At 36.1% G+C, this 23,119-nt stretch carries 16 protein-coding genes; 12 read left to right on the top strand and 4 right to left on the bottom strand.

Going from position 1 to position 23,119, the window contains the following annotated elements:
- Positions 1–95 precede the first annotated feature (95 nt).
- Positions 96–3,011 carry an isoleucine--tRNA ligase gene (gene ileS, locus ACFIMI_RS06420; RefSeq protein ID WP_375629739.1) on the top strand — a complete coding sequence of 972 codons (2,916 nt, stop codon included), beginning with the start codon at positions 96–98 and terminating at the stop codon, positions 3,009–3,011.
- Between the two features lie 177 nt (positions 3,012–3,188).
- The gene (locus ACFIMI_RS06415; RefSeq protein ID WP_375612104.1) at positions 3,189–3,680 is read left to right on the top strand and encodes a hypothetical protein; all 492 of its coding nucleotides are present in this window, start codon (positions 3,189–3,191) and stop codon (positions 3,678–3,680) included.
- Positions 3,681–4,332: 652 nt separating this feature from the next.
- Here the strand turns inward: ACFIMI_RS06415 and ACFIMI_RS06410 are convergent.
- Positions 4,333–4,779 carry a nucleoside deaminase gene (locus ACFIMI_RS06410; protein ID WP_273790416.1) on the bottom strand — a complete coding sequence of 149 codons (447 nt, stop codon included), beginning with the start codon at positions 4,777–4,779 and terminating at the stop codon, positions 4,333–4,335.
- 269 nt (positions 4,780–5,048) lie between these two features.
- Between ACFIMI_RS06410 and ACFIMI_RS06405 the strand changes: the two genes are divergently transcribed.
- From ACFIMI_RS06405 to lpxK, 8 genes are all read left to right on the top strand, one after another.
- Positions 5,049–6,449 (top strand): pseudouridine synthase, encoded by a 1,401-nt coding sequence (locus tag ACFIMI_RS06405; RefSeq protein ID WP_375612105.1) that lies wholly within the window; start codon positions 5,049–5,051, stop codon positions 6,447–6,449.
- Positions 6,430–6,996, top strand: a complete 567-nt coding sequence (gene rsmD, locus ACFIMI_RS06400; protein WP_375612106.1) for a 16S rRNA (guanine(966)-N(2))-methyltransferase RsmD — start codon at positions 6,430–6,432, stop codon at positions 6,994–6,996. Before ACFIMI_RS06405 ends, rsmD begins: the two co-directional genes overlap by 20 nt.
- A gap of 543 nt (positions 6,997–7,539) precedes the next feature.
- The gene (locus tag ACFIMI_RS06395; RefSeq protein ID WP_375629733.1) at positions 7,540–7,989 is read left to right on the top strand and encodes a hypothetical protein; all 450 of its coding nucleotides are present in this window, start codon (positions 7,540–7,542) and stop codon (positions 7,987–7,989) included.
- Between the two features lie 1,709 nt (positions 7,990–9,698).
- A complete protein-coding gene (locus tag ACFIMI_RS06390; RefSeq protein WP_375612375.1) occupies positions 9,699–11,030 on the top strand; it encodes a TldD/PmbA family protein in 1,332 nt (443 codons plus the stop codon).
- Entirely contained in the window at positions 11,017–11,823 is an 807-nt protein-coding gene (locus ACFIMI_RS06385; RefSeq protein WP_375612376.1) for a 3'(2'),5'-bisphosphate nucleotidase CysQ, read from the top strand. Before ACFIMI_RS06390 ends, ACFIMI_RS06385 begins: the two co-directional genes overlap by 14 nt.
- Positions 11,824–11,869: 46 nt before the next feature.
- Positions 11,870–12,115, top strand: coding sequence for a DUF4170 domain-containing protein (locus ACFIMI_RS06380; protein WP_375612377.1), 246 nt, complete (start codon positions 11,870–11,872; stop codon positions 12,113–12,115).
- Positions 12,116–13,487: 1,372 nt separating this feature from the next.
- Positions 13,488–14,810 (top strand): lipid IV(A) 3-deoxy-D-manno-octulosonic acid transferase, encoded by a 1,323-nt coding sequence (gene waaA, locus ACFIMI_RS06375; RefSeq protein WP_375638580.1) that lies wholly within the window; start codon positions 13,488–13,490, stop codon positions 14,808–14,810.
- Positions 14,800–15,840 carry a tetraacyldisaccharide 4'-kinase gene (gene lpxK / locus ACFIMI_RS06370; protein WP_375692349.1) on the top strand — a complete coding sequence of 347 codons (1,041 nt, stop codon included), beginning with the start codon at positions 14,800–14,802 and terminating at the stop codon, positions 15,838–15,840. Before waaA ends, lpxK begins: the two co-directional genes overlap by 11 nt.
- 19 nt (positions 15,841–15,859) lie before the next feature.
- On the opposite strand, the gene ACFIMI_RS06365 is transcribed toward lpxK, so the two are convergent.
- A complete protein-coding gene (locus tag ACFIMI_RS06365; protein WP_375608064.1) occupies positions 15,860–16,096 on the bottom strand; it encodes a DUF2093 domain-containing protein in 237 nt (78 codons plus the stop codon).
- Positions 16,097–16,205: 109 nt separating this feature from the next.
- Positions 16,206–18,059: a DNA mismatch repair endonuclease MutL gene (gene mutL, locus ACFIMI_RS06360; RefSeq protein ID WP_375675103.1), complete on the bottom strand. Its 1,854-nt coding sequence runs from the start codon at positions 18,057–18,059 to the stop codon at positions 16,206–16,208.
- Positions 18,060–18,297: 238 nt separating this feature from the next.
- Between mutL and ACFIMI_RS06355 the strand changes: the two genes are divergently transcribed.
- Together ACFIMI_RS06355 and lldD are read left to right on the top strand one after the other, a co-directional pair.
- On the top strand, positions 18,298–19,386 hold the full coding sequence (locus ACFIMI_RS06355; RefSeq protein ID WP_375613513.1) for a 2'-deoxycytidine 5'-triphosphate deaminase: 1,089 nt from the start codon (positions 18,298–18,300) through the stop codon (positions 19,384–19,386).
- A 1,152-nt stretch (positions 19,387–20,538) separates the two neighbouring features.
- Positions 20,539–21,690, top strand: a complete 1,152-nt coding sequence (lldD, locus tag ACFIMI_RS06350; protein WP_375632491.1) for an FMN-dependent L-lactate dehydrogenase LldD — start codon at positions 20,539–20,541, stop codon at positions 21,688–21,690.
- 1,157 nt (positions 21,691–22,847) lie between these two features.
- Here the strand turns inward: lldD and ACFIMI_RS06345 are convergent.
- Complete coding sequence (locus ACFIMI_RS06345; protein ID WP_375612384.1) at positions 22,848–22,973, bottom strand: hypothetical protein; 126 nt, start codon at positions 22,971–22,973, stop codon at positions 22,848–22,850.
- Positions 22,974–23,119: the final 146 nt, after the last annotated feature.

Genomic DNA, 23,119 nt, shown 5'->3' with positions numbered 1-23,119 from the left:
AAGCTCGGCTTTCCCTATAGATAAAAACCAGAGTTGCAGGGTTCAGGGAAGTTATGCAAAAATGAAATCGTAAAAGTGGACAGGGATATTTCACAATGGCTGTGAAAAATGAAACAATAGATTATTCAAAAACTCTTTATCTCCCACAGACAAATTTTCCTATGCGTGCAGGGCTTCCGCAAAAAGAGCTTGAATTGATGGCGCGTTGGGAAAATATGGGGCTTTATGCGCAATTGCGTCAACAAGCAAAAGATCGTCCATTTTATATTCTTCATGATGGTCCGCCTTATGCAAATGGTCATATTCATATCGGGCATGCTTTAAATAAAGTTCTAAAGGATGTGGTTGTTCGTTCATTCCAAATGCGCGGTTTTAATGCAAATTATGTACCTGGTTGGGATTGCCATGGGCTTCCAATTGAATGGAAAATTGAAGAAAAATATCGAGCACAAGGAAAAAATAAGGATGAGGTACCTCTTAACGAGTTTCGTCAAGAATGCCGTGAATTTGCACAGCATTGGGTAACTATTCAAAGTGAAGAATTTAAACGCCTTGGTGTTGTGGGAGATTTTAACACGCCTTATACTACAATGGCTTTTCATGCAGAAGCACGCATTGCCAGTGAATTGATAAAATTTGCTATGTCAGATCAGATTTATCGTGGTTCCAAGCCAGTGATGTGGTCTGTTGTGGAACGTACGGCTTTGGCAGAGGCTGAGATTGAATATCATGATCATGAATCAGAGGTGCTTTGGGTTAAGTTTCCTGTTTTTGAAGCAAATTCTGATGATTTATATGGTGCTCATGTCGTCATTTGGACAACAACACCGTGGACGATTCCAAGCAATCGTGCAGTGAGTTATTCTTCGCAAATTTCTTATAGTATTTACGAAGTTGAAAGTGCTGAAAATGATTTTGGTCCTCAAGTGGGAGAAAAGCTTCTCTTTGCAGACGCTTTAGCGATGAGTTGTGGAGAAAAAGCCAAACTTGTTTTGAAGCATTTGCGTGTTATTTCTTCTGAAGAGTTGAAAGCTCTTGTTCTTTCTCATCCACTCAAAGGTTTAGCTGGAGGGTATAATTATAAAATTCCATTGCTTGATGGTTCGCACGTAACAGAGAGTGCTGGTACAGGTTTTGTCCATACAGCACCAAGCCATGGGCGTGAGGACTTTGAAATTTGGAATGATTATAAGTCCTTACTGGAGCAAGCGGGGATTGATTCATCTATACCGTTTCCTGTTGATGATGCAGGGTTCTATACGAAAGATGTTCCAGGTTTAGGACCAGATCGTGAAGGAGGACCTGCACGTGTTATTGATGATAATGGAAAAATGGGTGATGCCAATAAAGAGGTCATTAATGCTTTAATTAAAGCAGATCGATTGTTTGCACGGGGGCGTTTAAAGCATTCCTATCCCCATAGTTGGCGTTCAAAAAAACCCGTTATTTTTCGCAATACACCGCAATGGTTTATTTCAATGGATAAAGATTTTGGGGATGGTTCAACTTTACGTAGTCGGGCTTTGGAAGCTGTTTCAAAAACGCGTTTTGTGCCATCTTCTGGACAAAACCGCCTAGCTTCTATGATAGAAGATCGTCCTGATTGGGTTCTTTCTCGTCAGCGTTCTTGGGGTGTTCCTATTTGTATTTTTGCAAATGAGGATGGTGTTATTCTAAAAGATGAAGGTGTGAACGAGCGTATTTTACGGGCTTTTGAAGCAGAAGGGGCAGATGCATGGTTTGCTGAAGGAGCACGTGAACGTTTTTTAGGTGAGCGTGCACATGAGCCTTGGGTACAGGTTTATGATATTTTGGATGTTTGGTTTGATTCTGGAGCCAGCCATAGCTTTGTGTTAGAAGATCGGGCTGATTTGAAATGGCCTGCTGATGTTTATTTTGAAGGTTCAGATCAGCATCGCGGATGGTTCCAATCTTCTCTTTTGGAAAGCTGTGGTACGCGTGCTTGTTCTCCCTATAAGTCCGTGATCACACACGGTTTTACTTTGGATGAGAATGGTAAGAAAATGTCTAAATCTTTAGGCAATACGGTTGTTCCGCAAGAAATCATTAAAACATCTGGAGCTGATATTTTTCGTCTCTGGGTTATGACAGCCGATTATTGGGAAGATCAGCGTTTAGGCAAAAAAATACTTCAAACAAATGTGGATTCATATCGTAAACTACGCAATGCAATTCGTTGGATGCTAGGAACTTTAGCACATGATGATGGAGAAGAAGTATCTTATGGTGCACTGCCGGATCTTGAAAAATTTATATTGCATAGGCTTTTTGAACTTGATCAGTTGATTAATCGCGCTTACGATGAATTTGATTTTAAAAAGATTATGCGTGCATTATTGGATTTTTCAATCATTGAGTTATCGGCATTTTATTTTGATATCCGCAAGGATTCTCTTTATTGTGATGCGCCTTCATCAAAAAAACGCAAGGCCTCCTTGCAGGTTGTCCGTGAGATTTTTGAGCGTATGGTCACATGGCTTGCTCCAATGTTACCTTTTACTATGGAAGAAGCTTGGTTAGAGCGTTATCCAGGAAGCCAATCGGTGCATTTGGAACAATTTCGCTCTGTACCAGAAGAATGGCAAAACCAATCTTTGGCTGAGCGTTGGAAAAAAATTCGGCAGGTCCGTAAAGTTGTGACAGGTGCTTTAGAGCTTGAACGTGCTAATAAGCGTATTGGATCCTCTTTGGAAGCTGCGCCTATTGTTTTTATTTCCAATCTGGTTTTACGAGAGGCATTAGAAAATGTGGATATGGCGGAGATCTGTATTACCAGTGCGCTCACAATTACGCAGGACACGATACCTTCTGATGCTTTTACTTTGAATGATGTTGAAGGTGTTGGTGTATATCCAGAGAAGGCATTAGGAAAAAAATGTGCTCGATCATGGCGTTATACACAAGATGTTGGAAGTGATCCAGCTTATCCGGATGTATCTGCTCGTGATGCAGCTGCTTTGCGGGAATTGCAGATTCTTGGCAAGATTTAAAGTTTTAGATCAAAGGAAAGAAATGCAAGTAAATTTCTCATATTGATGAATATAGTTTTTTGTGGTACGAAAAAAATTCCGTTGTTTTATCTGCAGGGGGGAAATTTGTGTATGGACCGTTCTCTCATAAATAACGGGAATATTAATCAGCCATACACCTAGGAAATGGAATAGGCAGTGAGAAAACGTGAAATAAAAATATTTCCAATAGGAATTTTAGGGATGTGCTTTGTTTTAACGGGATGCAATTTATCCGCTCCTACCTATGGTACCAATAAACCAGTTTCAATACAGTTTTTTGAAGATGTTGCTAATATCACTTCATTAACACCAACAAATAACAGCAGCCAGATTGTTATGAAACCTCATCCAAAACTTGTAATACCAAGCCCTAGTTCACGCAGATTTTTGCCGGTACCACAACAAGATAGATCTGTCAATGAAATGGCAGCATCGAAGAAGCATCAAGGAAATACTCCTTTTCCTCACAAAGGATCGTCAGTTAATGGCGTTGGTTCAGAAAATCCTTCACAGTTGAATGCGAAGCAACGACAGGAATATTTACGTCGTCAGAGAGCACAAGTTGGAAGTTCAAAATACCGTCGCTATCTCACTGAACCACCTTTAAGTTATCGCCAACCGGCAAAAACCGCACCTATTGGTCGATAGGGAAAAGACAAAACATTTAAAGTAAAGTATTTTTCCAATTACTTATGATACCAAGCTCTCATTCGCGCGCAGTTATAATGCTGCTGTAGGAGGGGGGTATTCTCATGAAATAGCAATATGACAACAGCATCGAGAGATTCCTTATGCGTTTCCTTAACACGAAACATTTCTCAAGCTCATTTTACAACATTGCTCATGTGGCTAGTATAACGTAAAATCTATTGTGCTCCAATACTTTATGCTTAGGAAGGAGAAAGTGGATACCATCATTTTATTTTACAGACTCCAATGTTGCGATAATTTTTGCATTTGAGAGCTTTCATAAGAGACATTTTTAGTCTTTTCTAAAACGTTCTTTATCCAGACGATAATTCCGCTTATGATGTGCAAGAAAGTGATTTTTACTGTTTCAATGTAATTTGAAATGAGAGCATATCTACGATATTTTGGACTTTATATTTTATATACAAAATAATGAATTATTCTTTTGAATGAATGTACCATCTAATAGAAACAATATGCAGAATTAAAAGAGAGAAAAAATGCTTCGAAATAGCTTTTGCTATATATATATATATCAGAAGAATTAACAGTCTTTTTTGAGAAGTAGGATAGTTTTTAAAGAGTGAAAGTTATGGAAGAAGAATTATTTTTAGTATCGCTTTTGTACAAAAAAGTCTTTAAGTAATTGAGCTGCTTCTTTTTCCTTGAAACCAGAATAAATCTCAGGTTTGTGATGGCAGGTTGGTTGCTGATAAAAACGTGGGCCATTTTCTATAGCACCTCCTTTGGGATCATTTGTTGCATAATAGAGACGTCGTATGCGTGCAAATGAAATGGCAGCGGCACACATAGCACAAGGTTCAAGTGTTACATAAAGATCGCAATCAGGAAGCCTTTCGTTTTGCAATGTTTCGCAAGCCATACGGATTGCGCGTATTTCTGCGTGTCCTGTAGGGTCATATGCAGATTTTATAAAGTTACCAGCGCGTGCAATGATAGCTTTTCCACGTGTAATGACAGCACCTACGGGAACTTCATCTTTTTTTGCAGCCTCTTGCGCTTCTAAAAGGGCTATTTCCATGGGCGTCAAAGTCATAATATTCTTTCTACTGAAGGTATAGAAAATCTAAAGGTTATCTCGATAAGGAATGCTATGGAATGAATAATTTATTACGCTTTTATAATGAAAAGAATACCTCTATTTTTTAAAGAGTTTAAAACAAACTTGCAAGTCGACAGATACATTATTGTCGTTAAAGGATAGAAAATGATAAATGATTATGCTACTTCCTTTTTCAGGATAAGCGGTATGGTGCATGTGAATAATTTTCTGAACATACTTGCAAAGATTGGTTTGAAACGCAAATGAATGAAAATAATGAGAGTGAACGAATTGCTAAAAGGTTAGCGCGTGCTGGTATTGCTTCGCGTCGAGATGCAGAAATGATGATTGTTGCAGGTCGTATTTCTGTGAATGGTAAAGTCGTGACAACGCCTGCTTTTAATGTTAGCCGCTCTGATGTTATTAAAGTTGATGGCAAACCTTTACCTCCTATAGAACGAACGCGTTTATGGCTTTACCATAAGCCAGCAGGTCTTGTCACCACGAACCGTGATCCTGAAGGCAGACCTACAGTCTTTAGTAATTTACCAAAAGGAATGCCGCGTGTTCTTTCTGTTGGAAGGCTTGACATTAACACGGAAGGGCTTTTGCTTTTAACCAATGATGGTGGCTTAGCGCGTGTATTAGAGCTTCCTGTAACGGGGTGGGTCCGCAAATATCGTGTCCGTGCTCATGGAAGAGTCAAGCAGAGCGCGTTGGATAACCTTAAAAATGGTATTGCGATTAATGGTATTTTTTATGGTTCGATTGAAGCATCAATTGAACGCGAACAAGGGTCGAATGTATGGCTTTCTGTCGCTTTGCGAGAAGGAAAAAATCGTGAAATAAAGAATGTTTTAGGGGCATTGGGATTATCAGTTAATCGATTAATACGTGTATCTTATGGTCCATTTCATCTCTCTGATTTAGAAGAAGGAGCCGTGCAAGAGTTAAAAGGGCGGATGTTACGAGATCAGTTGGGGGAGCGTTTAATTATGCAAGCCAATGCAGATTTTGATGCTCCTATTCTTAAGCCATTTTCAAATTCTGCAGTTGTTGCAGAAAAGCAAAGCCAGAAAGATCTTTCTGTTGCAAATGATGGTTGGGTTTTCTCAAGTGAAAGGGCGATACGACGCCGACCAAGAGATGGTTCTGTTGAACATAGTCGCGCACGATTAAGTACAAAGTCTCATGAGAATGTAAAGAAGGAGAAAAGTGAAGAAGGAAAAGCAGAGCGTTTTCTACCGCGTTCTCGCCGTGCTAATGTTTGGATGGCTCCTGGTGCACGTCCGCAAAGTGCACGTAGAAAGCCTTCCTATAGTGAGGAGAAATCGCATGATCATAAGAGCGATTTGGATGGTAGAAAGTCCTTTCATCGAGGCAAGGAAAAACTAAAAGAAAATCCGTCATACAAAGAGAAGAGGGAAAGTTTTGTTCAAAAACATGGCAAAATATCTTATGACGAGACGCATCCCTTTGGTAAGAAAGATCGCTTTTTAAAGGATAAAGAGAAAATGATAAAAGGTGGTCATGATGAGCATTCTTTTGAGAGAAAGAAAAAGGTAAAATCGTTTGGTGGTGCTATGAAAAAATCTAAACCACATAGGGACGGTGCAAAAACTTCGAAGCGATTTGGAGGTCCACGTGCGGATCATAGGCGGTAAATTTGCTGGGCGTGTTTTGTTTTCGCCTGTTAATCAGTCGATTCGCCCAACGAGTGATCGTACACGTGAAAGCCTTTTTAATATTCTTTCTAGCCGTGAAGAAGAGTTTTGGACCAATAAACGCATTCTTGATCTTTTTGCTGGTACTGGTGCTTTAGGCATCGAAGCACTTTCGCGTGGAGCAAAGGCGGCTGTTTTTGTTGAAAACTCGGTTGAGGGGCGTGGGTTGCTTCAAAAAAATATAGAAGCCTTTGAATTACAGTCGATAGGACGGATTTTGCGTCGTGATGCGACCAAACTTGGCAATATTGGCACAATGCTGCCATTTGATGTTATCTGCGCTGATCCTCCCTATAGCCGTTGTTTAGGTGAACGTGCTTTTGTAGAAGCTTTGCGAGGAGGGTGGGCAAAAGCTGATACACTCTTCATACTTGAAGAAAAGAAAGATACAATGATTTATTTACCTGACGTCTTTTATCTAGACGATGAGCGTTTTTATGGTGAGACAGCAATACGTCTCTATAAATTACGATCGCTTACATCTTGAGAAAGTTCTTGTTTTTATCCGATAGGATGAAAAAATGCTTTTTCACAGTTTTCTTCATTTTATATGGTTTTTAAAAGGTTAAGCAGAAAATCAATAAAAGATTCTAATGTTAAAGGAATTGATGAATTTTTATTAGCTTTAATACAGAAGGATGTTTTTTCTCCAATAGGATATATATTCCTCGATAATAGTTATGATCTTTTTTATCTAATTTCTTTCTGCCATACCTTAATCATCACATTTCATCAGCAGTTGAAAGCTTTAAGCTATGCAGTCTGCATTGATATCTTATATGATGCGTAACTTCTATTTTTGCTATTGTCTAAACTTAAAAAAGATATTTTGTTTAGTATTGAAAATATTGTTCATTTATCCTGAATACTTGTGTGTTTAGTTTAGTAATATCGCTTGTTGAGTTAGTCATTACATATTAAGTAAATCTGAGAGTATTAAGTATCTTATCGTTGTGCAGCTTTAAGGATACTTTTTTATATTATTCTTTATCACTAAAGATAAGTAATTTGTAAAAAAGGGGAGATTATCGTGTTTAATTGGATATATAGTGAAGAGATTAGTACAGAAGCAAGTGCTGAGCAAATTTGGGCTATATGGGAAGATGTGGCATCATGGCCTTGCTGGGATAGTGAACTTGAGTGGGTAGAACTTTCTGGTCCTTTCAAAGAAGGCGCTATAGGACGCATGAAACCTAAAAAGGGACCTACAGTAACTTTTACACTTGATAAAGTTATAAAAAATGTTTGTTTTTCTGATTATGCTAAACTTCCTTTTACACGTATGAGTTTTAATCATGAATATATTTGTTCAACAAAATCGGGTTCTTCAAATAACAAAATTCGTCATACTGTAACCATGTCTGGTTTATTTTCTCCTTTCTTTGGAATGATTATTGGGTCAAAAATTAAGTTACATCTTCGCGATGCAATGATTGAAATGAGCAGACGTGCTCTTACTGAAAACAAAAGCATTTTGTAAGGGGGTGCATTTATAAAGAAGTTAATACCTTAAAAAAGGTGCAGAACTCTTAGCCTTGTTAGAATGAAATCAGTTATGAGTATATAGCAAATTGATGAGCTATGATTTGGTTTTAGTTAGCTGTTGAAATCGTGTCAAAGCATCTTACGGGATTAATTTTGCGCTAAAAATCTTATGAAATTCATTGAATTTTTTTATATATAAAAGCTTATAAGATGCTCTCTTCATTGAAAATGAGAAAGGTTCAGAAGTTCATTACTTCTCTTATGATGTAGGTCCATATCGTCATAATATTTGCCTGTTTCTAATGTTGCAATATTTTTTGCATTTAAAATCTTCATAAGAGGCATTTTGATTTCTTCTTAAATAGTTTTCATTCATACGCCCCTTACTTATGATTTGCTCGCAAATAGTTGTGATTGACTCAACATGAATAGGTTCGAAACAGAGAGAATTTTATGATATTAGGCTTTTTTATACAAATTACAAAACAATAAATTATAAGTATAAATCAAACTGTTAATTTTATTGAAAGATTACAAGATAATTTCTTGATTACTTTTCTAGAGAGTGCAGTTCTAAAAGGCTCTAGATGATAAAATAAAACCTCCCTTAATTTTCGTAAAAATTAATCTCGTATCGTTGTATGTATTTGGTTTAAATGTTTAAAAAGCGATTTTTTAAAATGCGCACAGATATCCCAGTTTCTGCAAATATTTTTGTATCTATTAAAACAATTATGAGCGATAAACTTGCCCAAATTAATTGGAAGAATATGCTTATTGTAGATTGAATTGAACAATAGATACAACATTGAGTTTTATATAAAAGTTTTATTGATTATCGTTTTATAACAATATTACGCTTCTTTATTTTTTAATGGAAGGAAAAGAGGAAGGAGTGTAGTTCTTAAATCAAAATCTATCCAGTATTTTGGAATTTTTGTTTCAGGAAAAAGAAGTCTATTAAGTTATATCTGTTTAATAACAAAGTAACCGATTAAGGATGAGGCATAAAAAAAGATGAGATGCTCTTGATTAGACGCATTAGAAACGAGAGAGAATATTATGATTATAACTTATTTCTGATAAATATAAAAAATGAGTTATTTGTAATATCACGCCTATGAGAATAAAGAAGCTTATGACTGCTCATTTTGTTGAAGCAATAACGCAAGAAAAATTTTTTATTCCGTTTATATTTTTTTGTTTACAAGATTGCCATCTTATTATGAGAGAGTTTATAGAAGCAAAGAAGTATACACAAATATAAGGCATTTTCTTGATTCTTGCTTGGAAATTAAAGAATGCTATAGGAATGAAGGAAGTTATTTGACTATCCAGAGGACATAAGGCTTGTGACTTAAGTCATTTTATACTTTTCGAATTTTTGAGGATTTTGGCTTAAATTCAAGTGTTATAGCTAAGACTTTTGTTAATTGCCAATTGTTCTGTTGATTTGATTGTCAGTGGAGATTTGGCTCCTAAAATGATAAGGGCCCATGAGAAATCTTGAAACTAAAGAGATTTTACGGCATATTACGTTTTTTCATAAAGAAGCTAAAAGGGAAATGATTTAATGCATTAAAAAAAAGAATGCATGAATGTGCATAATCTTATGAATCAATACACAAGAGTTATATTCTGATTTGTATAAATTTGTCAGAATGCTTATCAATGTAAATAATAAAATATTTTAGGGAGTCTATAATGACTGACAAAAACCAGATTGAGAAAGCTGTTTCGCTGGTTGAAGCAGCAAAGCGTTCTGGAGCAGATGCTGCTGATGCTGTTATTGTTCATGCTCATTCTACCAGTGTATCAGTTCGTTTTGGGAAAGTCGAATCGACAGAAGCAGCAGAGAGCAATGATTTTACTCTAAGGGTTTTTGTTGGAAAAAAAGTAGCAAGTGTTTCTGCTAATTTAGGATCTTATCCGCAAGAACTTGCGGAACGTGCTGTTGCGATGGCTAAAGCTTCTCCCGATAGTTTATTTGAAGGTTTGGCAGATAAAGAGTGTTTGGTTAAGTATCCTAAAGATCTTGATCTTTTTGATGATTTTGTACCCAGCAGTCATTTTTTAACAGAAGATGCTTTAAAAACGGAGGCAGCAGCTCTTGATGTTAAAGGTGTAAGCAATTCTGGTGGCGCTGCAACAGCTTATGGCCGTAGTGGGTTTATTCTTGTGACCAGCGATGGTTTTTGTGGAGCCTATCGCTCAAGTTGTTTTTCACGTTCTTGTAGTGCTCTTGCAGGTGAAGGAACACAGATGGAGCGGGATTATGATTATACAACAGCCTTACATTTTTCTGATTTAGAGGCAGCAGAAACTGTGGGAAAGAATGCAGGGCTTGGTGCTGTTCGACGTTTGGGTGCAGTTCGTGCGGCGACTGGGAGCGTTGATGTTATTTTTAATCCGCGTACGGCTCGTGGAATTGCAGGGCATATCGCATCTATGGTCAATGGAGCCTCTGTGGCTCGAAAAACGAGTCTTTTACAGAATTTCCTAGGCAAGGAAGTGATGAAGCCTAATGTTAATGTAACCGATCAACCTTTGCGATTACGTGGAAATGCTTCTCATCCTTTTGATGGAGAAGGGGTAGAGGGGCAAACACTCAATATTATTGAAAATGGTATTTTAAAAAATTGGCTTCTTTCATCATCTACAGCACGTGAATTGGGACTTAAAACAAATGGACACGGTATGCGTTCGGCATCATTAGTGCAGCCGACCAGTACAAATTTTGCTATTGAACCGGGTTTAGTATCACCTTGCGATATGATAAAAGATTTGCGAAATGGATTTTATGTGACCGAATTATTCGGTCATGGCATTGATTTTATTACTGGTCAGTATAGTCGTGGGGCTTCCGGTTTTTGGATTGAAAATGGTGAAATTGCTTATCCGGTAAGTGAAGTAACGCTAGGTTCTGATTTGCTTCATATGTTAGCACATTTAACACCTGCCAATGATATTGATCGGCGTTATAGTACAGCTGCTCCAACATTGTTAATTGAAGGGATGACACTTGCAGGAAAATAACACGCATCATTCTTCTGATTTAAATCTTTTGCGTGATGTTTGTCGAGAGGCAGGAGATTTAGCAATGCGGTATTTTGGATGCACGTTGGATGTCTGGATTAAAGAAGGTAATTCCCCGGTTAGTGAAGCAGATTTTGCTGTTGATCATTTCTTGAAAGAGAGGCTTCTTGGAGCTCGTCCAAATTATGGATGGATTTCAGAAGAAACAAAAGATAATCGAGAAAAACAAGATTATTATGAGCGCTCTTTTGTTGTTGATCCTATTGATGGAACGCGTGGTTTTCTTTCTGGCAATCCTTATTGGTGTATTTCGGTTGCCATTATTGAGAATGGGCGTCCTATTGTGGGCGTTCTACAATGTCCGGCTCAAGGAGATGTTTATACAGCTGTAACAGGTGGAGGGGCAACATTAAATGGGATAAAACTTCCTCGTTTAGCCTTTGAGGTTCATCGAAAATATAAAATTTCACTTGATAAATCGCTCGCACAAAAATTACCAGATGATTTTCTCAATCAAGTCAGTCTTTACCATTATCTTCCTTCTCTTGCTTATCGTATTGTTCTTGTTGCTCAAGATGAAATTGATATCGTATTAGTTCGTCCAAATTGTCATGAATGGGATATTGCCGCTGCTGATCTTATTTTGCAGGAGTGTGGAGGGTGTTTTTTATCGCTTGATGCCCCTTTACTATCTTATGGAATTGAACCTTACCAGTATGGACTTTTAATTGCTGGTAAAAATAATTGCTGTCAAGATATGATAGATGTTGTTCGTCAAACAAAGTTAGTTTAATCACGTAAAAGCGCGCTAAGATAATCTAAATGATATGGAGGCACATATGACTGAAACCAAAGAAAAAAAACAATATTTACATCTTGTATTTGGTGGGGAATTAAAAAATCTTAACAGTAATCAATTTAAGAATCCTGATGAGTTAGATGTGGTTGGTATTTTCTCAGATTATCAATCCGCTCAAGAAGCATGGCAGGCAAAAGCACAAAGCAGTGTAGATAATGCATTACAACGTTATTACATTGTAGATTTGCATCAGTTTCTTGATGCTGAGTTAGGCGATGCAGAATAAAGCTTGAATATTTGGTCATTATAACCTGTAGATTGCTTCATGCTTTTGTTTAGTCGTCCTTTTCATAGGTACGTTCTTCGGGTAAAATAGAATGCCGTAAAAAAGAATATGCTTGTTGTTTAAAATTCATATGTTTTTTTAAGAAACATCTCCCAAAGCACCCAAGCCCATTTCATAATAGCGTCCGTGCAAGGTATAAAATCCATTATTGCACCACCATCTTTACGCTTAATAAAAATGCAAGACAGTTTCTATCAACCTATTTACAACAGCAATATTATCATGACAGCTATCACTCGAAGTTTATGATTATATTGTGAATAGTCACTCTGCTTTTGAATGGGGTATGAGACACTAATGCGTTAAGATTAATAAAAAGATTAGCATTATTAATGATAGCAATTATTACTCTGTTGAGATTATTAGCACTCGTTACTTATCTATTGGAATTTTTTCAACGAGTTATTACTATAAGCTTAGAAACCATGAAAGTCGTTAGAAACTTTACCAAAATTAGAAACTTAGAGAAACTGAATAGATTTATGAAGTTAACTTACCTCATAAGGATTTCTTGAGTACTCATTTAAAACTACAATCTATAAGTTAATCATTTTGTGTTGATTATATACAATCTTAAAAGGAATAATATATCATTGCGACCTCCTGAAAAGAGAGGATTTAAAATTTTGAAAACTCTTATTTAAATTGCTTTAAGACTTTTAAGAAATTCTCTATTAAACAAGATTAGATTTTTCTGGATTACCTTTAAGAGATTATATCACAATTTAAAATGAGAACTCTATACTATTCAAAAGTTTTTTAAGATTAGTTTGACATATTCATTTTATTGAAATGAAATAATAGAGATTGAGCTTTCTTTTAAACACATTTTATTTGTTGTATTTATATTAGGTTGTAATGTCTATATGGGTTATTTTTTTGAAAAATTGACAATACCTAACATATGTAAAAATAAGCTTTTTCTCTAAAATACCAACGTGCAAAATTCAAAGTCTCATTAAAATCATAAGAAGTATTTATTCAGTGAGTTGAAAAAATTGATACAATCTATGTCATAGGTTTATCATTTATATTTTAAAAATTATAATCGACTGAAATGTAGTTTTGTTATTTTTGAGTAAGATTTTTTATAGGGTGCAGAATGAAGTGATAAAATCGATATAAGTTACAAAATTTAATTAAAAGAGATTTAAATAATGTGTATATGTATTGAATTTTCTCATGGATTAAGCTTTTTTTATTTAAGATATGAATGATATTAAAAAATATGGATGCAACCAATAGTGTTGATGAATTTTTTAACAAAATAAGTATATAGATATCTTAAAATAGCTGGATGAGGTGATTTTAAATGGTAGAATTAAAGGCACATACGGCTCTTTTAAGCTATCGAATGATTGGTTTTTGCTTATGTCCTGTTATTCCTTTTTATTTGTTCTTTCGTGCTATTCGTGGAAAAGAAGAGTGGTGTCGCAAAAAAGAGCGTTTAGGTAAAAGTTCTCATATACGCCCCCAAGGTTCGTTAGTTTGGTTGCATGCAGCAAGTGTTGGAGAAACACTTGCACTTGTTCCACTTATAAATTATATTTTATCATTGGAAATCAATGTATTAATGACAACTGGGACGGTGACATCTTCTACTCTTGTGAAAAAATATTTTGGTAATAGGTTGATTCATCAATATGCTCCTTTGGATTTAGATTTTGCAGTGCGCCGTTTTATTCGTCATTGGAAGCCTGATCTCGTCTTAATTTGTGAATCAGAAATTTGGCCTCTTCGTATTAAAGAACTTGCAAAAATGCGTATTCCGCAGATTTTGGTTAATGCCCATATGTCTGAACGTTCTTTTAAAGCTTGGCAAAAACGACGTGTTCTTGCCAAACATATTTTTAAGGATATTGATTTGGCGATTGGTCAAAATGAAAGAGATGTAGCTTATTACCATACACTTGGCGTAAAATCTGTTACGTTTTCTGGTAATCTCAAGGCTGATGTTTTTCTGGTTGAAAATCAAGAATTGCTTGCACGTTATCGTAATGCTATCGGCAATCGCCCAGTTTGGGCAGCTGTTTCAACGCATGAAGGGGAAGAGGAGATTGCTTTTGAGGTCCATAAAATTGTTAAAAATTATTTGCCAGATTTATTAACAATTATTGTGCCTCGTCATCCAGAACGTTCAGAAGATCTTATCAGAAAATGCGATAATAAGGGGTTAAGTTTTATTCGTAGGAGTAGAGATGCTGTTCCAAACATGAATACCGATATTTTATGGGGAGATACCATTGGAGAAATGGGACTTTTTCTTCGCTTATCGAAAGTTTCTTTCGTTGGTAAATCGTTATGTGGAAATGGTGGACACAATCCATTGGAATTGGCTTTGCTTGGTTCCGCTATTTTGACAGGGCCTCATGTTTCAAATTTTCAAGAGATGTTCAAACAATTTCTAACGCGTGATGCAGCATATATGGTTCAAGATACAAAACAGCTTGCTATTCAGGTGTATAAGCTTTTAACAAATGAAACATTGCGGCAAGAAATGGTTGATAAGGCTCATGAAGTGGCAACAGGTATGGCAGGTGCATTTGAGCGCACATTAAAGATTTTAGATCCATTTTTACAACCCCTTGTAATACAAACAGGTTTACGTCAGCGTCAGGGTAGATATGCATATTAGCGCCCCTCGTTTTTGGTGGAAAAATAAAAGCTTTTTGCGTTTTGTGTTAGCTCCAGTTTCATGGGGGTATGGTTATTTTTCAAGTCGTTTTATGACAAGACAGCCTCCCGTGATTGATCTGCCAGTTTTGTGTATTGGAAATTTTACATGTGGTGGTGCGGGTAAAACGCCGGTTGTTATTGCTTTTACAAAAGTGGCTAAAGAACTTGGTTTCGTACCTGGTATTATATCTCGTGGTTATGGTGGATCAGTTAAAGGGGTACATCTTGTAAATGAAAAATATGACAATGCACGCGATGTTGGAGATGAGGCACTTTTACTTGCACGGCATGCTTTTGTAGCTGTATCACCTAAGCGTTATGCAGCGGCACAACGGCTTAAACAAGAGGGATGTAATCTTATTTTAATGGATGACGGATTTCAAAGTCGCCGTCTTTATATGGATTATGCGTTACTCGTTGTTGATGCGATGCGCGGTTTTGGTAATGGAGCTGTCTTTCCAGCAGGACCTTTGCGCGTACCATTAAAAACGCAGTTTTCTTTTATGGATAGTGTTTTATTGATTGGTCACTCCGATGCGCCTGATAATGTCGCTTTTTTTGTTTCGCGTACTGGAAAGCCTTTATATCGTGCTCATCTTAAAGCCAGTGCCTCTGATGAGGTTTCAGGAAAATCATTTTTGGCATTTGCTGGTATTGGCAATCCAGATAAATTTTTTAAATCTATTAAAGAATTGTCTGGTCATGTGGTGCAAACTTACATATATCCAGACCACTATTTTTTCACAGATAAAAATTTAAAAAGCCTTATACAAAAGGCTAAAATGCACAATTTATGGCTCGCAACAACAGCTAAAGATTATACCCGTATACAGACAATTCACATGCAAAAGGATTTGAAAAATCTTATTATCTTTGATGTGAATGTCGATTTTGTTCAAAAAGACTTCTGTCGTATGGTCCTTGAAGAGGTCATAACCCGCTTTAGAAAACGTTCCCTTGAATTTTCTTGTCTAAAAGGCAAAGGCTAAATTTATAGCTTTTGAGGGGTTATTTTTCTTTTGTTTTTAACAATTGCTTGAGATATGGGTTGCACTCAAGTTCGCGCTGATAGGAGATTTCACAACTAGCATATGCTTCTTGGCGGTGATGATTCCAATATTTTAAATCATCTATAGGGATTTTTTGCCCGCTAACAGCACAAATGGTATAGGTACCATATTCTATAATGTCATATCCATTATTAGAATAATGAATTTTTGCTTCGCGTTCACCATTGGGAAACATTATAACTCCTTTTTACTTGATACAAGAGATTCAAGAAAAGTGCCATAAAATATATTATAAAGTCGAGAGTTAATTTTAAAATATTTTTCTTGTAAAAATGATGAAGGGCTTATTTTCTGCCAAAAAGCCGTTCTATATCTGCCAATTTGAGTTCAATATAAGTAGGGCGTCCATGATTACATGTACTTGTATTAGGTATTGCCTCCATTTGTCGTAATAGTGTGTTCATTTCTTCGGGGCGTAAAAGGCGCCCTGACCGTATTGAGCCGTGACAGGCCATCGTTGCTGCAACATAATCAAGCATTGCTTTTAAATTATTTGTTGTATCATACTCAGCAGCCTCATCTGCGAGATCTTTAATAAGGGCTTGGACATTGATCTCTCCTAACATGGAAGGTGTTTCACGCACAACAATTGCTCCTGGTCCAAATGGTTCTATTCCTAATCCAAATTTTTGCAAAGCATCTTTATGCGTTAAAAGGCATGTTGCATCCTCTTCAGAGAGTTCTACAATTTCAGGAATAAGTAATAACTGTGAAGGAAGTGGTTTGGAATAAAGTGCATTTTTGAGTGCTTCATAAACCAATCGTTCGTGAGCTGCATGCTGATCGACAATGATCAAACTATCTTGTGTTTGGGCGATAATATAGTTTTTATGGATTTGTGCTCTGGCCGCTCCTAATGGATAAGATAACTCTTCTGATGAAGATGTCGTGCTTGGAATGTATGCATCCCCACTTGGTGTATTTAAGCCCTCCATAATAGGAGCGGCATCTTCTTTTAAATCAAAAGAGTGAGTACTATCCAATGGTTTTTGGACCATTGGAGCGCTGGTAAAATGATGAGGTTGTGAACTGTAAGAAGAGAACTGGTGCGTGTTCTTAAAACTGCCTAATGGTTGTTGTGCCAATGATTGTTGTGTTTGAAATGCAGCAAGCATTGCTTCAGAACGGGTTGAAGTAGGACGAATACCAGATTGCTGCAATGCTTCACGAATAGCTCCAACAATCAAACCACGAATTAATCCTGGATCACGGAATCGTACATCAGCTTTGGCTGGGTGAACATTAACATCTACCTCAGCAGGTGGGAGGTCAATAAAAAGAATAGCGACAGGATAACGATCTCGTGTCATGACATCAGCATAAGCGCCTCGGATAGCGCCCCATAGAAATTTATCACGCACGGGACGTCCATTAACATAAGCAAATTGATGAAGGCTGTTATTTCGGTTGAAAGATGGCAAACAGGCAAAACCTGTTAAGCGCACCGCTTCGCGTTCAGCATTCAGCGCAATGCTATTAGGGGCAAATTCTTTTCCCATAATCTGCGTAATACGTTGTAATTGTCCTTGAATATTATTTTCTGTAGCAGACAATTCCATAGATGTTCTGTCTAGTCCTGAAAGAGAAAAGCGGATATGTGGAAATGCGATAGCAATTCGCTTAATCATATCGCTAATAGCATTTGTTTCAGCCCGATCAGTTTTCATAAATTTTAATCGTGCCGGCGTGACAAAGAAAAGATCACGAACTTCAACAATTGTTCCAAGATTCGCAGCAGCTGGTTTGGGTCCTACAATTTTTCCTGCAGTAACGGAAATTTCAGCAGCGCTCTCAGCATCTTTTGTTCGTGAAATGAGTTTAAGTTTAGCAACAGAACCAATAGAGGGGAGGGCTTCTCCTCTAAATCCAAGGAAGCAGATATTGTGTACGTCATCGGTAATCTTTGAGGTACAATGGCGAGAAACTGCTAAAGTTAATTGATCTGCAGGAATTCCATAACCATTATCACTCACCTTTATAAAATTTTTTCCACCATTTGCTGTAATAATTTCAATGCGTGTTGCACCAGCATCAATAGCGTTTTCAACAAGTTCTTTGACAACATTTGCTGGTCGTTCAATAACTTCACCGGCGGCGATTTGATTAATAATATTTTCGCTAAGATGGCGTATAATCATAATAAATTCTAACAGGAATCTTAAGGGTTCTATAGAAAATTATGATAACATCATTTGCGAGACATTCAAGAATAAGAGAGCATGAGAGGTATTATTTTTACAATACCTCCTATTTTATTTTATGTTAACAAGTCGGTTGGAAAAAACATAAAAATAGTTTTTATCACTTTAAAATAGCTTGCACCAGTTTATCATCTAGGTCAAAAAAGAAACAATGTAAAAAGGGAAGGCAATATATATGGCGCGTATAAGCGGTATTTTAGCAGATAGTGATATACAAGCTTTGATTGAGAATAACTTTCTCAAGGCTCAGTATCCATTTGATAGATCTCAAATACAACCAGCAAGCCTTGATCTTCGTTTAGGGGAGAAAGCTTATCGTATACGTGCTTCTTTTATGCCGGGACCTGATACAAAAGTTTTGGATAAGCTTGAACGGTTAAAGTTGCATGAGTTTGATTTACGAGACGGAGCCGTTTTGGAAACGGGGTGTGTTTATATTGTTCCTCTTTTAGAAAGTTTAGCTTTACCAGAATTCTTATCTGCTGTTGCCAATCCCAAAAGTTCTACAGGACGATTAGATATTTTTACACGTGTCATTACGGATAATGCTCAGGAGTTTGATAAAATTTGTGCTGGTTATCATGGTCCACTTTATTTGGAAATTAGTCCACGCACATTTCCAATTTTGGTGCATACAGGCTCACATTTATCACAGCTTCGGTTTAGAAAAGGGCAAAGTTATTTAAATGAAATAGAGTTGCACACTTTGCAAAGGCAAGAAACACTGATATCGGATGATTTTCCTAATATTAGTGTTGGTGGTATTGGTCTTTCCATTAATTTAAAGGGAGACAAAAACGGGCTTATAGGTTATCGTGGTAAACATCATACAAGTGTTATTGATATTGATAAACGTGCCGTTGCCCACGTTTTAGATTTTTGGGAACCTCTTTTTGATCGTGGTCAAAGGGAGTTGGTTCTTGATCCTGATGAATTTTACATTTTAGTTTCACGAGAGTCTGTTCATGTGCCTCCGCTTTATGCCGCAGAAATGACACCTTTTGATCCTTTAGTTGGCGAGTTTAGGGTGCATTATGCAGGCTTTTTTGATCCAGGATTTGGGCATAAGGAGGCGGGTGGAAAAGGAGCAAGAGCGGTTTTAGAAGTGCGGAGCCATGAAGTTCCTTTTATCTTAGAGCATGGTCAAATTATTGGCCGTTTGGTCTATGAGCATATGCTTAATCGACCATCAACCCTTTATGGACATGATGTTGGATCACATTATCAAGCACAGGGTTTAAAGTTGTCCAAGCATTTTAAATGAGTTGGGAACTACGAATTTTGATAACATGTATGCAGAAAGCGTATTTTAGATAAAAGAAAATTTTGTGCTTCGCAAAACTGGCGTCATGCATTCTATTTTTAATTTCCAAGGTTATCTCATCTCTTGCATTTGAGAGGGTATGAGAGGCATTTTTACTTCTTTTTTCAAGAGGTTCTATCTATACGAACTCCATTTATGATGTGCAAAAGAATAGTTTTGATTATTTCATCGTGACAAAATTTACAATGAAAGAATTTTACTATATTCAATATGTTATTCATATTTATTATTATAATAAATCAATAGGTTAATAAAATTCAACATAACAGTAGCTACTCACTTTTCAAAGTAAATATGCGAGATTGGATGCTGCAATTGACTCAATTTTTCTAGAGTGTAATAACCAGTATATTTTATTCCGCATAAAAATTATCCTTAAGAGTTAATAAATAAGTTTTCACTCCAGTTTAGTAACAATTATTTTCAATAAACATTATTCTAATTTTAGTAACTCATTTATAGCCTCAAGATATAATATTGCTAGAAAATTATTCAATTAAATATGAAGGTTTCTATTGGTATGAACATTAAAAGTTTTTATGCTTTATATGAATTAGGCACTATATATTTTTATAAACTTTCATGAATAAGTAACAGATCTCAGTTTTGAATATTGATATAAGAAGATTTCTGCATGTATGCGACAGCTTTATTTCCAGTATTAATAAAGGATTTTTTCATCTTTTGGAGGAGATTATGATTTATACTTAATGACACTCTATATTCTTAATAACTGATAATGTAAGGATCTTTGGAGGGAGAAGCGACTTTAAATTATGACTAATTAAGCTACGGAGCAATCGCTTTCGAAGAGGGATTGCTTTAAAGAGAGTATAACATTTTAATTGCACATGAAGAATATATGAGTAGATACGTTATTAATGATACTTCATACTGTGAGATTTTAAATTTGGATAAGAGCAATAAAGACGTTGTTTTTATCAATTAGTTTTTTTAGAAAGTGGCAGTCTCTGTTGCTTCTATCTATTCAATAGAGTGCTTTGGGAGAATAGCGAATAGGTAGGTACATGGATTCGCTTTTATGCGTTTTAGGATGTTTTCTCTTTTCATTTAGGAACAATGGTGCCATCAATGATTATTTCTTCAACACTTGATTATCGTAAGGCAGCAAAGCGTCGTCTTCCTCCCTTTCTTTTTCACTATATTGATGGTGGGGCTTATGCTGAAGAAACGATGCGACGTAATTGTACAGATCTTCAAGCACTTGCATTGCGTCAAAGGATTCTAAGGCAAGTTGGTGAAGTTGATCTTTCAATCAAGCTTTTTGATCAGACACTTGATTTACCGATTGTACTTGCGCCTGTTGGGCTAACGGGCATGTATGCACGTCGTGGAGAGGTAAAAGCAGCGCGTGCCGCAGCGGCAAAAGGGATTCCTTTTACTCTATCCTCTGTTTCAGTTTGTCCTATTGCGGAAGTGCAAGAAGCGGTTGGAGGTGCATTTTGGTTTCAACTTTATGTTCTCAAAGATCGCGGTTTCATGCGTGATGCACTAGAACGGGCTTGGTTGGCTGGTGTACGCACGTTGGTTTTTACAGTTGATATGCCAATTCCTGGTGCACGTTATCGTGATGCGCATTCGGGAATGTCTGGTCCTTATGCTGGTTTACGTCGTTTTTTACAAGCTTTGACTCATCCATATTGGGCTTGGAACGTTGGTGTTATGGGGCGCCCTCATGATCTTGGAAATGTCTCTGCTTATCTCAAAAAGAAAATTGCATTGGATGATTACGTTGGTTGGCTTGGTGCAAATTTTGATCCATCAATTGGTTGGCATGATTTACAATGGATTCGCGATTTTTGGAAAGGAAAAATGATTTTGAAAGGTATTCTTGATCCAGAAGATGCACGAGAAGCAGTAAAATTTGGTGCGGATGGTATTGTTGTTTCTAATCACGGCGGACGTCAGCTTGATGGTGTATTATCAACAACACGAGCGTTGCCTGCAATTGCGGATGCTGTAAAGGATTATTTGACTATTTTAGTGGACTCAGGTGTTCGTTCTGGTCTTGATGTTGTACGCATGATAGCACAAGGTGCGGATGCTGTTATGATTGGCCGTGCTTTTGTTTATGCGCTTGCAGCAGCAGGTAAGAAAGGTGTTATGCATCTCCTTGATCTTTTTGCCAATGAAATGCGGGTAGCTATGACACTGACTGGTACTCAGACAATCAAAGATATTACACGCAAGAGTTTAGTAAATATAGATGTTTTTAAGCAATGAAAGCAATATGTTATACTTCTTTCAGAAAAAGAAAGTCTTTTTATAGAGGAGCATAATTATATATTTTAAAAAATATGTTGACAGTTAAAGTTAAATAGAAAAGATCAATAAGCTCCTCTATAAAATCACAGAAAATACTCAGTAACTACAATAATATTAAGTATTAATAATAATAAACACGAAAAAAAACAATAATAACATTGCATACATATTTTATTTACTTTATTAAAAGCTCATTCTACGGATAAAAAGGAACAAGCGCTGATATTAAAGGTAAAACAACTGTTGATATAGAAAAAATAGCTATAAATAATGCTGTGAGCATTTTTCCCTCCTGTATATAAAAAACATTAAAATATAATATGTTAATTACTTCTTTTCCATATTGGCATAAAACGTAAATTTATAAAATCCATTTAGTTTTATTTTAATATAAATAATATTAATTATAGTATATAAATAAAATTATTAAAAATGTCAATATGTATTTATTTTAATCTATAATTATAATAAAAAATGTATCTAATAGATAATATTTCTATAATCTATATATTATTTATATTAATTATCATTGGATAATATATTATATGGATATGATATTGTTTTTATGGAGTACATTTTTAAGCAATGAAAAAAATATCCGTACTATCTTTAAAAAAGCTCGTTTACTGAGAGCAAAACTGCGTGAATTAATGTGCTTTTCTTTCTTATTTTCTTGTATTCTCAATGATTTATGATGTTTTTGAACTGACGAGCATATTAGGAAGCAGTTGAATATTTTTTGTATAGTATGTCATTTCTAACACTATTTATGCGTTCTCGATTGATTTTATAACTTGTTAAAATATCCAGTTCGTTTTTATTGCAGATGGGGATGGTGGGGGGGGCAATGATACAAATTGGCATAGAATGTTTTGTTCCATAAGCGATTTAACAATTGCATCTCCAAGCTTCTCCTTTGATACTATGCTCTTCATAGACAACAACAGATTGGTGAGATTGGCATAACTCTAGCACTGATCTATTATCTCAAAGTTGAATTGTTGGCACACTTGTAAGCGTTGGGATAACTTCATGTTTTTTGAATCTCTTTAGCAACATCAAGACAAATCTGAACAGTTTCTTCAGTAGCAAGTAAGAGAACATCTTTTCCTTTTTTAAACAGAGGTTTTGCTGATATCAATTTTTGAAGCATTTTTATGAATATTCATAACAGCACGCTTTCCTAAACCTATATAAATAGGTACAAGATTACTCAGAGTAGAAAGAATTACAGTTTCCATTTGATCGAATTACTACTCATAAGTAATTGGATAATATTTACTTTATCGCTGAATAAAAAAGAAAAGTTTTTCTCTCTTTAAATAGAGGATGGATTGTCATCTAGCCAATAGGGATAGTTTGCGAGAAATTTGTTCGATGCAAAACG

It is taken from the genome of Bartonella sp. AP4SXKL, assembly GCF_042195845.1.
In the GTDB taxonomy this organism is placed as follows: domain Bacteria; phylum Pseudomonadota; class Alphaproteobacteria; order Rhizobiales; family Rhizobiaceae; genus Bartonella.
The sequence above is the reverse complement of the archived record's forward strand: the minus strand, read 5'-3'. Positions and strand labels throughout refer to the sequence as shown.